The sequence below is a fragment of the Franconibacter pulveris genome (genome assembly GCF_056780215.1).
Genome location: NZ_CM165555.1, coordinates 3,226,763 through 3,238,764, shown reverse-complemented (window position 1 = coordinate 3,238,764; position 12,002 = coordinate 3,226,763). Strand labels below are relative to the sequence as shown.

The following is a 12,002-nucleotide window of genomic DNA, read 5'->3' as shown; positions in this document are numbered from 1 at the left end:
AGGAATTCGCAGGTGTTGTTGTCAAACGCCCATTCTGTGGGGCGGCGTGAAGGGTAAGGATAGTAGCGGCACAGGCGGGCGATTTCCAGCGGTTATCGGTTTGCGGGATAATGAAGCGCAGGAGGCGAGTTCGTTTCGCCGCATAAACGGGCCAAATCGCAGGCATAAAAAAACCAACCGCAACGGGTTGGTTTCTTTGGGATTTTTTGGTCGGCACGAGAGGATTTGAACCTCCGACCCCTGACACCCCATGACAGTGCGCTACCAGGCTGCGCTACGTGCCGACACGTGGAGGCTTATACTACCCGTTTCCGCGCTGATTGCAAGGGTGCGGCTGGCTGACTGATTTATAAATAATCAATCAGTTAGCGATAAAGCGTTTTTCATCCGTCAACACCTGCAGCAGCAGGCCCAGCTGCGGTTTATCTTCGTTCATGCGCTCGCCGCTCAGGTCGTAGAGACGGTAGTTGCCGTTATTATCCAGCACTAAAGTCATCTGCGGCGTGGTCACCGCCAGCGTGTTGCTGTCGGCGCTTACGACCCAGTTATTGCGGCGCACCGGCGCAAACAAGTCTTCACCCTGCGAATATTCATAAGAGGGCGTGCGCACATGCAGCAGACGCTGCATCAGCGTCGTCATCACATCCTGATGCGTGGTGAGCTTGGTTACGCGCTGGGCAGGCGTGCCCGGCCAGTGGATAACCAGCGGCACCTGAATGCGCGAGCGGCTCCAGCCGAAGCTCTCCTGCTGACTGCCCAGCGGCACGCCGCGCCCGGCGGTAATAATCACCACCGTATTATCAAGCTTGCCGGTGCTCTGCAGGGCCGACAGCACGCGTTGAATCTGCGCATCGACGTTTTCAGCCGCGCGGCTGTAGCGGCGTGTGAAGTTAGCCTGCTGAGTATCTTCAATCGCCGTGCCGTTGAACGCGACCCAGGAGAACCAGCGGTTATCTTCGGAGGCGAATTTATCAAGCCAGCTTATCCACTGCGAGGCGGTCTGCTCATCGCTCTGTCGACGCGACGCAGGCAGCGAGAAGTCTGAAAGCAGCGCCTGGCGATAGAGGGGGCTGTTAAAGCCGTCCGACGAGAACAGGCCAAGCTGGTAGCCCTGCTGGTTCAACGCGGTAATCAGCGCCGCCGGAATACGCGCCGACAGCACGCCATCCATATAAGACGGCGATATGCCGTAGAACAGGCCGAAGATGCCGTTATCGACGTAGTTGCCCGAGCTCATGTGCTGGGTGAAATTCACGTTCTGTTGCGCGAACTGAGCAAGCCCTGGCATCTGCTTTTCAAAGCGCGAATAGTTAAGACCATCCACGGTAATAAACAGCACGTTATGGCCTGTGCCCATATCGGTATAGCGCAGGTCGCTTAGCGGATATTGCACCGATACCGCTTCCGGATCCCCCTGTTCCACGAGGCGGCGCTGGTACTCCTGCGCGTCCAGCAGACCATGTTTTTCCAGAAAACGGCGCGCCGTCATAGGATAAGAGAGCGGCAGGTTAGCGCGCTGCATGGTGATAGGGCGGTAGAAATTGGCGTCCGCCCAGATATACATCACGTGAGTAGCGATAAACGCCGCGAAGAATATTCCTGCCACGGGTCTTGCGTAGCGCCGCCGCCGCGTAAGGCTGCGAAGCTTCTGCCAGCTCCAGGTGGCGAAGAGCATCTCGATAAGAAAAATAACCGGCACGCCGATAAACATCAGCTGCCAGTCGCGGGCCATTTCGCCCTGTTCGGGGTTGACCACCAGTTGCCACACCACCGGGTTCAGGTGCAGGTGGAAACGGGTAAAGACCTCGCTGTCGATTAACAGCAGCGTCATCCCGACGGTCGCGAGCAGGGCGGAGAGAAACCGCATCAGCCGCTGCGACATCACCACAAAGGTGAGCGGGAAGAGAATTAACAGATAGGTGGCGAAAACCAGAAAACTGAAGTGGCCGACCAGGCTTACGTAAGAGTAAACGCGACCCGTAAGCGTAGTCGGCCAGTCGGCGATAAACAGGTAGCGGCTACCCATCACCATGGCCAACAGAATGTTGAACAGGGCGAACCAGTGCCCCCAGCTTATCATCTGGGAGACTTTTTCGGCGTAGCGCTGACGGTTAGTCACCATGCTTGTTTACGGTATCCCTTAATGCGCATTATCTTCGCGAACGGAGGACTGCAGCGCCTCGGCGAAGGAGCGAGCCAGCGCCTGACGCTGCGCAGGCGCTACGCTGGTGTTAATCAGATTGGTGACCATATTGCCAAGCACCATCAGAGACAGATCGGTGGGCGCTTTGTGCTTTTCCAGCACATTCACCAGTTCACTCAGCAGTTCTTCAACGCGTTCATCACTATAGCGGGACAGTTGTGGCATAACTCGACATCAGTTTAATCAGTAAAGTGCGATATCTTACCGTAGCAACCGCCATTTTTCCCGCATTTTATCAACAGCGGACGTCCGGAAACATCTGCGGTTGCGCAGCGCGGCGGGCAGTGGTTGAATACCGTCCTGTTTGACAGGAGAGTTTATCATGAGTCTGGATATCGACCAGATTGCCTTACATCAGTTAATTAAGCGCGACGAGCAGAACCTGGAGCTGGTGCTGCGCGACTCGCTGCTTGAGCCAAACGTAACGGTTTCCGAGATGATGGCCGAGCTGCACCGCGTCTATAGCGCGAAAAGCAAAGCCTATGGTCTGTTTACCGAAGAGAGCGAGCTTGCCCAGGCGCTGCGTCAGTGCCGCAAGGGCGAAGATGATTTTCTCGCCTTCAGCCGCGCGGCCACCGGCCGCCTGCGCGACGAGCTGGCGAAATACCCCTTTGCCGACGGCGGCGTGGTGCTGTTTTGCCAGTATCGTTACCTGGCGGTGGAGTATCTGCTGGTTGCCGTGCTGAATAACTTAAGCAGCATGCGGGTCAATGAAAATCTGGATATCAGCTCTACGCACTATCTGGATATCAACCATGCCGATATTGTGGCGCGCATCGATCTGACCGAGTGGGAAACCAATCCGGAGTCGACCCGCTACCTGACGTTCCTGAAAGGGCGGGTAGGGCGCAAGGTCGCCGATTTCTTTATGGATTTCCTCGGCGCCAGCGAAGGGCTTAACGCCAAAGCGCAAAACCGCGGCCTGTTGCAGGCGGTGGACGATTTCACCGCCGAAGCGCAGCTGGATAAAAACGAGCGACAAAACGTGCGGGCGCAGGTGTACACCTACTGCAACGAGCAGTTGCAGGCGGGTGAAGAAATCACGCTTTCCGAGCTGTCAAAAGAGCTGCCCAATTTCGGCGAGAAGAGCTTTGAGGCGTTTACCGCCGAGCAGGGTTATGAGCTGGAGGAGAGCTTCCCGGCGGATCGCAGCACGCTGCGCCAGTTGACGAAATATGCCGGCAGCGGCGGCGGGCTGACGATCAATTTTGATGCGACGCTGCTTGGCGAGCGGATTTTCTGGGATCCGGCTACCGACACGCTGACCATTAAAGGCACGCCGCCGAACCTGCGCGACCAGCTACAGCGCCGCACCAGCGGCAAATCGTAACCAGCCTTATCCGCCGCAAGGCGGGTAAGCTAAACCGCAGCCATAAAAAAACGCCGCATTAAGCGGCGTTTTTTCTGAACATCATTGCGGCAATTAAGCGCGAACGAAGTCCATGTGCTGCAGTTTCGGCTTGTAAGCGTGACGCTGAACAGCCTGAACTTTAACTTTTACTTCTTTGCCATCAACAACGAGGGTCAGAACTTCGCTGTAGAACTCAGGTTTAGCCTGCATGTTCATCAGCTTGTCGTGATCCAGTTCGATAGCGATTGCAGCTTCTTCGCCGCCATAGATGATGGCCGGGAATTTGTTAGCTGTGCGCAGGCGGCGGCTCGCACCCTTACCCTGCTCTTTACGTGCTTGTGCTTCGATAGTAAACATGACTGTCTCTCTATAAATAATCCTGTTACAGGCGACCCAGCAACAGGTAGATGATCGGCTTTGCGGATGCAAAAGCGGGCGGCATTATAGCCGCGAACGACGCCGGTGACAATCAAAACAGCGGTTTCGTTACCTCTGGGCGGCGGCTATCAGCGCTTCAATGCGCCGCTGGCTCTCTTGCGACGCGGGATTAAAAACCATCATTGTCAGGTCGGGACGGTTTTCGACCACAAAGGTAGAAAACTCAAGCGCAATCTCGCCGATATCGGGATGCTGCAATTGCTTAAGGCCTTCGCCGTGACCCGCCACATCATTACGGCGCCACAGAGCGGCGAATTCAGCGCTGCTCTGGCACAGCTCATCCACCAGCTTCGCCATGCCTTGCGAGTCTCCCGCCCGCGCGACATCGGCTCTGAAAGCGCTGACGACCAGACCTGCGACGCGCTCCCACTCTTTTTGTCCATGCCGGACGCGAGAGTCGCTGAACAGCAGGCGCAAAATATTGCGCTGTTCCCGCGTAAGCGTGGCGTAATCCGTCAAAATGACGGCGGCGGCGCGGTTCCAGGCCAGCACGTCCCAGGTCACGTTTTTGATAATGGCGGGGCTTGTCGGCAGCGCGTCCAGCACGCGCTGAAGGCGGGGCGTTATCGTTTCTGAGCTCGGGTAGCGCGATTCAGGCGGATGACCGAAGGCGAGCAGGAAGAGATGCTCGCGCTCGGCCTCGGTGAGCCGCAGGCCGGAGGCGATGCGGTTAAGCACCTCTTTCGACGGCGTGCCGCCGCGCCCTTGCTCAAGCCAGGTATACCAGGTGGGACTGATGTTCGCCATCAGCGCCACCTCTTCACGACGCAGGCCCGGCGTGCGGCGGCGTTGCGCCTGGAAGCCGAACGCTATAGGGTCGCGCCGCGTCCGGCAGGCCTTAAGAAAATGGCCGAGTGGATTCTGGTTATCCATAGGCTTCGTTATCCTGTTAGGTTTTATACCCTGATAATGTCACTACTTTTATCGTATCAGCGGTGGTATAGCCTGTCCTGACGATTCCTTCAGGAGGTCTGCTATGCGTCTGTTCATCACCGGAGCGACAGGATTTATCGGCTCCCATCTTATCCCTGAACTGCAAAAGGCCGGGCATCAGGTAACGGGTCTGGCGCGAACGGATGCCAGCGCCCGGGCGCTCAGGGCGGCGGGCGCTGAGGCGCATTTCGGCACGCTGGAGCAGCCCGAAAGCCTGCTTGCTGGCCTTGAAAGCGCCGACGCCGTTATTCATACCGCTTTCGATCACGATTTCAGCCGTTTCGCTGAAAATTGCGAAAAAGACCGTCGCGTGATTACAACGCTTGGCGCGGCGCTGAAAGGCAGCTCCCGTCCGTTAATCATTACCTCCGGCACCGGCATGGGCGACGGGGCCGATGGGCGCCCGGCGACGGAGGCGGTATTTAATCCCGCGCATCCTCACCCGCGCATTGCGTCGGAACAGGCGGGCAATGCGGTGCTGGAGAGCGGCGTGGATGTGCGCGTCGTTCGCCTGCCGCAGGTGCATGATACGCGCAGGCAAGGCCTTATCTCTTACTATATTGCGCTGGCGAAGGAGAAAGGCGTAGCGGCGTACAGCGGCGACGGCGCGAACTGTTGGTCGGCGGCGCACGTAAGCGATGTGGCGCGCCTTTACCGGCTGGCGCTGGAGCAGGGGCGCCGCGGCGAGCGTTATCACGCTGTGGCGGAGCAGGCGGTGGCGTTTGTCGATATCGCCCGGACGGTGGCGAAAGGGCTCGGCGTTGAGGCGGTTTCCCTGCCGCCAGCCGCGGCGGCGGAACATTTTGGTTGGTTCGCCGCCTTCGCCTCGCTCGATCTTCGCGCCAGCAGCGACTGGACGCAGCGCCAGCTTGGCTGGACGCCGCAGGGGCCGTCGCTTATCGAGGATTTGCAGGCGATGGATTATACCGCCGCGCTGCGTTAATCAGCCTGTCAACGCAGTTCGTTTGCCCGGCGAAAGCGCCCTTCGTAGTCGAAGACTTTTTCACGCACCTGCCAGTACTGGCCCTTAAGACGCGCCACCACAAAATCGGGGTGGCGCAGCAGCGCCTGCTGGGCCACGATATCCGCTACCTTATTCCAGCGCAGCGGGATGCCCGGCGCCCGGGTATGAGGGCGGATAAAAAGCTGTTCGAAGGCGGTGCGCTGAGCGGGCGTTTGCAGGCGAAAACGCTCAGAAACGTCCGCGCCGTCTTCATCGTAATAGGTAATTTTCAGCCATTCGCCTTTCTCATCGCCGCCCGGCTGCAGCTGCATGCCGCCGCAGCGCAGCACCAGCGCGTCTTTAAGCTTCAGCGCCGCTTTCAGCATATCGTCCGGATCCACCAGCACGTGATCGCATTCACGGCAGCGGCGGGCGGCGATGTCATTTTCCGCATTGCACTGCGGGCAGTTTTTGAAGCGGAAGCGGTAATCGCACTGTTCCCGGCGCCCGTCGTCATCTTCAAACCAGCCCTGGCAGCGGCGGCCGAAGTGCTCGATGATAGTGCCGTCGGCGGTCGTCTTGCCCCAGAACGTGTTGGCGAAGCCGCAGTCAGGGCAGAAAACCTGCACGGGCACGTTGTCGCTCTTTTTCTTCGGGCTTCCCACTTCGGGCGTGTAAAGGTCATGCGGATTGCCGGCGTAATCCAGTATCAGGCAGTCGGTTTTGCCCGGCGCCAGGCGCAGGCCGCGGCCGACGATTTGCTGGTAAAGACTCACAGACTCCGTCGGGCGGAGAATGGCTATCAGGTCCACGTGCGGCGCATCAAAACCGGTAGTAAGCACTGACACATTAACCAGATAGCGGAATTTCTGCGCTTTAAACGCCTCTATAAGCTCGTCGCGCGCCGGGCCGGGCGTTTCGCCGGTAATCAATGCCGCGTCGCTGGCAGGCAGCAGGCCGGTTATCTCTTTGGCATGCTCCACCGTGGCGGCGAAAATCATGACCCCTTTGCGCGTTTGCGCAAACTCCTCAATCTGGCTGATGATATGCGGCGTAATGCGCTTCTGCTTTTTCAGTTCGCGGTTGAGATCCGCCTCGCTGAATAGGCCGTTGGACTGCGCCTGCAGGCGGCTGAAATCGTACTGCACCACTGGCATATCAAGCCGCTCCGGCGGCGTGAGGTAGCCATGTTTAATCATATAGCGCAGCGGCAACTCATAAATGCAGTCGCGGAACAGCGCGCTTTCGTCGCCGCGCACCATGCCATGGTAGTGAAACTGGTAAATCCAACCTTTGCCGAGGCGATAAGGCGTTGCAGTCAGTCCCAACAAGCGTAAGTGAGGGTTCACCTTTTTCAGGTGCGTCAGGATTTGCTGATACTGGCTTTCATCATCGTCGCTGATGCGATGGCACTCATCGACAATCAAAAGTGAAAATTCGCCCTGAAAATGGTCCAGGTTTCGGGCAACGGACTGCACGCTGCCAAAGACCACCTTGCCATGACTCTCCTTGCGGGCAAGGCCGGCGGCGTAAATATCCGCCTCGAGTCCGAGCGCGCAGTACTTGGCGTGGTTTTGCGCCACCAGCTCTTTAACGTGCGCCAGCACCAGCACGCGGCCGCGGGCAACGCGCGCCAGCTCGGCGATAACCAGGCTTTTGCCTGCGCCGGTCGGCAGGACAATCACGGCGGGATCGCGACGACGGCGAAAATAGCTAAGGGTGGCGTCCACCGCTTCTTGCTGATAGGGGCGTAGGGTAAACATTGGCTTACTGAATAAAGGAATCACGCTAATATTATGCCATGAATTAATTTCGTCTTGTGAGACGGTTACAGCCCGTTATACTGAGCGGCTTGCTCCGCCGCTCACTCACCAACAGGCGTTAGCTCAACCAGCCCAGGCTGGATTTTCCAGATAAGACAGGCAATTAAACCGCATGCGACTCGATAAGTTTATCGCCCAGCAGCTTGGCGTCAGCCGCGCTATTGCTGGTCGTGAAATTCGCGCCAGCCGGGTAACGGTAGATGGCGACATCATCAAAGACAGCGCTTTTAAACTCTCCCCCGACCATGATGTGGAGTATGACGGCAATGCGCTAACGCAGCAGACCGGCCCGCGTTACTTCATGCTGAACAAGCCCCAGGGCTACGTTTGCTCAACGGATGACCCGGATCACCCGACGGTACTCTATTTTCTTGATGTGCCGGTGGCTCACAAGCTGCATGCCGCAGGCCGTCTGGATATCGACACCACCGGTCTGGTGCTGATGACCGATGACGGCCAGTGGTCACACCGCATCACGTCGCCGCGCCACCACTGCGAGAAAACCTATCTCGTGACGCTGGAATCGCCGGTCGCGGACGATACGGCCGGGCGCTTTGCGCAAGGCATCCAGTTGCATAATGAAAAAGATCTCACCAAACCGGCGCAGCTTGAGGTCATCACGCCCACCGAAGTGCGGCTGACCATCAGCGAAGGGCGCTATCACCAGGTGAAGCGGATGTTTGCGGCGGTTGGCAACCATGTGGTGGCGCTGCACCGCGAGCGCATCGGCGCGATTGTACTCGACCCGGCGCTGGAGCCTGGCGAATACCGTCCGCTTACCGAAGAAGAAATCGCCAGCGTCGGCGCGCCGACACGCTAATTTCAGGAGAACCTTGTGACCGCGAGGCAAAATTCATCGCTGGGTATTGTGCTGATCCTTGGCCTGTTGGCCATGCTGATGCCGCTTTCTATTGATATGTACCTGCCTGCGCTGCCGGTCATCGCGCAGGAGTATGGCGTTGACGCGGGCAGGACCCAGATGACGCTCAGCTCGTATATTCTGGGCTTCGCTATCGGCCAGCTCTTTTACGGACCGATGGCCGACAGTATCGGGCGTAAGCCGGTGATTCTCGGCGGCACGCTGATTTTCGCCGCGGCGGCGGTCGCCTGCGCGCTGTCGCAGTCCGTTGACCAGCTTATCGCCATGCGTCTGCTGCACGGTCTGGCTGCGGCGGCGGCAAGCGTGGTGATTAACGCCCTGATGCGCGATATCTATCCGAAAGAAGAGTTCTCGCGCATGATGTCTTTTGTCATGCTGGTTACCACTATCGCGCCGCTGGTGGCGCCGATGGCGGGCGGGGCGGTGCTGGTCTGGTTTAACTGGCATGCGATTTTCTGGATCCTGGCGCTGCTGGCGCTGCTCGCCTCCGTCGCAATCTTCTTTCTTATACGCGAAACGCTGCCCGTCGAACGTCGCCAGAAGTTTCACTTTCGCACTACGCTTGGTAATTTCGCTACGCTGTTTCGCCATAAGCGCGTGCTCAGTTATATGCTTGCAAGCGGTTTCAGCTTTGCGGGAATGTTCTCGTTTTTAAGCGCCGGGCCGTTTGTTTACATTGAGCTTAACCATGTTTCGCCGCAGCACTTTGGCTACTATTTCGCGCTGAATATCGTCTTTCTGTTCCTGATGACCATCGTTAACAGTCGCTTTGTTCGTCGCGTTGGCGCAGTGAAAATGTTTCGCAACGGGCTGTACGTGCAGTTCTTAATGGCGTTGTGGATGGTTGTCAGCGCCGAGTTGAACCTCGGTTTCTGGGCGCTGGTGCTGGGCGTGGCGGCCTTTGTCGGCTGCGTATCGCTGGTGGCCTCTAACGCGATGGCGGTTATTCTGGATGAGTTTCCTCATATGGCGGGAACCGCCTCTTCGCTTGCGGGCACCTTCCGCTTTGGCATTGGCGCCATTACCGGCGCACTGCTCTCTTTATCAACCTTTACCTCCGCCTGGCCGATGATTTGGTCTATCGCGTTTTGCGCGACCTGCTCCATGCTTTTCTACCTTTACGCCAGCCGGCCGCGCCGGACGTAAACGGCTTCATCAAGGTGACACAGAGGGCGCGAAACGCGCCCTTTTTTTATTTGATATCAACGCGCGCGTCTTTTTTATGCGGTAATTTGTTTCGCGAATGTAAAAGTAAAGCGGTGAAAAAGTCACAACCCTGTAGTAAAAAAGGTTGAGTTAGATCGCAGAAAGGGGTACATATAGCGCCAAAATGCGATCCGCCGCACATAAAATAGTACTTATGAATGAAACAGTAATAACGCAGCGGTAAGACATGTAAGCGGTTTCTTTGTTGATTTGATCACCTTTTTTCAACATTGTGTTAACCTGTATGTAAACCGTTTGTGAAATTTACTGGCTTCGGGGAACAAAATTTGAACATGTTACAACTCTCCATCGTCCATCGCTTGCCGCAAAGCTATCGTTGGCGGGCAGGTTTTACGGGTTCAAAAGTTGAACCGATTCCGCAGCAAAACGGCCCGTGCGAAAATTGCCTTGTAGGTCTGAAGCTGCTGAGTCCGGACGGCGAAAAAGCCTGGCCGGTGATGCACAAGTTAAGCCAGGCGCTGAGCGATATCGAAGTGGATTGTTCCGTAGTGGAGTGCGAAGGCGAACCTACGCTGTTTGTAAACGGTCAGGATGAATTTGCCGCTACCTGCCGCCTGAAGAATTTCGGCGTGGCTATTGCAGAGACGTTTTCTGGCCAGAATCCTTTCTGAACGCGTCAGCGCAGCGTAAGCAGCTGACGCGTATAGTCCGCCTGCGGGGCGGTAAAAATTTGCTGACAGTTTCCTTGTTCCACCACTTCACCCTGGCGCAGCACTACCACCTGATGGCATAGCGAGCGCACCACCTGAAGATCGTGACTGATAAAAATGTAAGCCAGGCGATGCCGGGCCTGCAGCGTTTTGAGCAACGCCAGCACCTGCGCCTGTACGGTGCGGTCAAGGGAAGAGGTCGGCTCGTCGAGTATGATCAGTTCGGGCTTAAGAATAAGCGCTCTTGCAATCGCGATACGCTGGCGCTGTCCGCCGGAAAATTCCGCCGGGTAGCGATGACGCGTTTGCGGGTCCAGCCCCACTTCCTGCATAACGGCTGTGACTTGCGCTTCCCGTTCCGCGGCGGATAAACCGGGCTGATGTACGCGTAACCCTTCTTCGATTATTTGCAGCACATTAAGCCTTGGGTTGAGCGAGGAGTTAGGATCCTGGAACACGACCTGGATGCGATGGCGCACCGGCAGCATCTGTTTGCGGTTCCACGCATGCAGCGGTTGGCCGTCAAAAATAATTTCGCCTTTTGAGGGCAGCAGCCGCAGCAGCGCAAGCCCGGTCGTGCTTTTACCGGAGCCCGATTCGCCCACCAGTCCCAGGCTCTCGCCAGGACGCAGCGTAAAGCTAATCTCTTTTACCGCGTAGTGATTATCCACCACCCGCTTTAGCAGGCCGCGCCGGATGGGGAAGGCGACCTGAAGCTTATCCACGGTTAACAGCGGCGCAGCTGGCGCCACCGGCACCGGTTCGCCTGTGGGCTCGGCGTCCAGCAGGCGGCGCGTATAGTCGTGCTGCGGCGCAAGAAAGAGCGTGGCAGTGCGGTTACGCTCCACGCATTCGCCGCTCTGCATGACCGCCACATTGTCCGCCAGCCGCTTCACAATATTGAGGTTATGCGTAATGAACAGCAGCCCCATATTCAGCTCGCGCTTCAGCTCATCCAGCAGCGTAAGAATTTGCGCCTGCACGGAAACGTCCAGCGCCGTAGTGGGTTCGTCAGCAATCAGCAGCTCGGGGCGGGTCAGCAGCGCCATCGCTATCATTACGCGCTGGCGCTCGCCGCCTGAAAGCTGGTGCGGAAAATCATTGAGCCGCTTAGCAGGCTGACGGATGCCGACGCGCTCAAGACAGGTGATAATTTCCGCGCGCGCCGGCTCGCGGCGCATTCCCCGGTGCAGCCAAAGCACCTCATAAAGCTGTCGCTCGACGTTGTGCAGCGGGTTGAGTGAAACCATCGGCTCCTGAAAAATCATTGCGATGCGGTTGCCCCGCACGCTGCGCAGCTGTTGTTCAGAAGCGGTAAGCAGCGACTGGCCGTGAAAGAGAATATCGCCTTCTGGATAAACGACCGGCGGCGAGGGGAGCAGACGCAGCACGGAAAGCGCTGTCACGCTCTTGCCGGAGCCCGATTCCCCCACCAGCGCCAGCGTCTCACCGGCGTTGATGCTCAAGGAGAGCGTATTCACCACCCGGCGTTCCGTTTCCTGCTGGCGAAACGCGATGGAAAGCTGCTCGATGGAGAGTAAAGATTGCGCCATA

The 12,002-nt window shown here is 57.6% G+C and carries 11 protein-coding genes and 1 tRNA gene; 5 read left to right on the top strand and 7 right to left on the bottom strand.

The window, feature by feature from the left end:
• Positions 1-207: 207 nt before the first annotated feature.
• The 3 genes from ACU4F7_RS15320 to ACU4F7_RS15310 all read right to left on the bottom strand — a co-directional run bounded on the left by ACU4F7_RS15320 (position 208) and on the right by ACU4F7_RS15310 (position 2,368).
• Positions 208-284, bottom strand: a tRNA-Pro gene (locus ACU4F7_RS15320).
• A 77-nt stretch (positions 285-361) separates the two neighbouring features.
• The gene (gene yejM, locus ACU4F7_RS15315) at positions 362-2,122 is read right to left on the bottom strand and encodes an LPS biosynthesis-modulating metalloenzyme YejM (protein ID WP_029593396.1); all 1,761 of its coding nucleotides are present in this window, start codon (positions 2,120-2,122) and stop codon (positions 362-364) included.
• An 18-nt stretch (positions 2,123-2,140) separates the two neighbouring features.
• The gene (locus ACU4F7_RS15310) at positions 2,141-2,368 is read right to left on the bottom strand and encodes a YejL family protein (protein WP_024559658.1); all 228 of its coding nucleotides are present in this window, start codon (positions 2,366-2,368) and stop codon (positions 2,141-2,143) included.
• 157 nt (positions 2,369-2,525) lie between these two features.
• Between ACU4F7_RS15310 and yejK the strand changes: the two genes are divergently transcribed.
• A complete protein-coding gene (gene yejK, locus ACU4F7_RS15305; protein ID WP_029593395.1) occupies positions 2,526-3,533 on the top strand; it encodes a nucleoid-associated protein YejK in 1,008 nt (335 codons plus the stop codon).
• A gap of 93 nt (positions 3,534-3,626) precedes the next feature.
• Here yejK and rplY read toward each other — a convergent pair whose 3' ends face one another.
• Together rplY and ACU4F7_RS15295 are read right to left on the bottom strand one after the other, a co-directional pair.
• The gene (rplY, locus tag ACU4F7_RS15300) at positions 3,627-3,911 is read right to left on the bottom strand and encodes a 50S ribosomal protein L25 (protein ID WP_024556290.1); all 285 of its coding nucleotides are present in this window, start codon (positions 3,909-3,911) and stop codon (positions 3,627-3,629) included.
• Between the two features lie 129 nt (positions 3,912-4,040).
• On the bottom strand, positions 4,041-4,865 hold the full coding sequence (locus tag ACU4F7_RS15295; protein WP_481637275.1) for a helix-turn-helix transcriptional regulator: 825 nt from the start codon (positions 4,863-4,865) through the stop codon (positions 4,041-4,043).
• Positions 4,866-4,968: 103 nt separating this feature from the next.
• Here ACU4F7_RS15295 and ACU4F7_RS15290 point away from each other — a divergent pair, with 103 nt between their 5' ends.
• On the top strand, positions 4,969-5,868 hold the full coding sequence (locus ACU4F7_RS15290; protein ID WP_481637274.1) for an SDR family oxidoreductase: 900 nt from the start codon (positions 4,969-4,971) through the stop codon (positions 5,866-5,868).
• 8 nt (positions 5,869-5,876) lie between these two features.
• Here ACU4F7_RS15290 and radD read toward each other — a convergent pair whose 3' ends face one another.
• Positions 5,877-7,631 (bottom strand): DNA repair helicase RadD, encoded by a 1,755-nt coding sequence (gene radD, locus ACU4F7_RS15285; RefSeq protein ID WP_029593392.1) that lies wholly within the window; start codon positions 7,629-7,631, stop codon positions 5,877-5,879.
• Positions 7,632-7,803: 172 nt separating this feature from the next.
• On the opposite strand from radD, the gene rsuA reads away from it, so the two are divergent.
• From rsuA to ACU4F7_RS15270, 3 genes are all read left to right on the top strand, one after another.
• Positions 7,804-8,511, top strand: a complete 708-nt coding sequence (rsuA, locus tag ACU4F7_RS15280) for a 16S rRNA pseudouridine(516) synthase RsuA (RefSeq protein WP_029593391.1) — start codon at positions 7,804-7,806, stop codon at positions 8,509-8,511.
• 15 nt (positions 8,512-8,526) lie between these two features.
• Entirely contained in the window at positions 8,527-9,717 is a 1,191-nt protein-coding gene (locus tag ACU4F7_RS15275; RefSeq protein ID WP_024556295.1) for a Bcr/CflA family multidrug efflux MFS transporter, read from the top strand.
• A gap of 347 nt (positions 9,718-10,064) precedes the next feature.
• The gene (locus ACU4F7_RS15270) at positions 10,065-10,409 is read left to right on the top strand and encodes a YejG family protein (protein ID WP_024556296.1); all 345 of its coding nucleotides are present in this window, start codon (positions 10,065-10,067) and stop codon (positions 10,407-10,409) included.
• A 5-nt stretch (positions 10,410-10,414) separates the two neighbouring features.
• Here ACU4F7_RS15270 and yejF read toward each other — a convergent pair whose 3' ends face one another.
• Positions 10,415-12,001, bottom strand: a complete 1,587-nt coding sequence (gene yejF / locus ACU4F7_RS15265; RefSeq protein ID WP_481637273.1) for a microcin C ABC transporter ATP-binding protein YejF — start codon at positions 11,999-12,001, stop codon at positions 10,415-10,417.
• Between the last annotated feature and the right edge of the window lies 1 nt (position 12,002).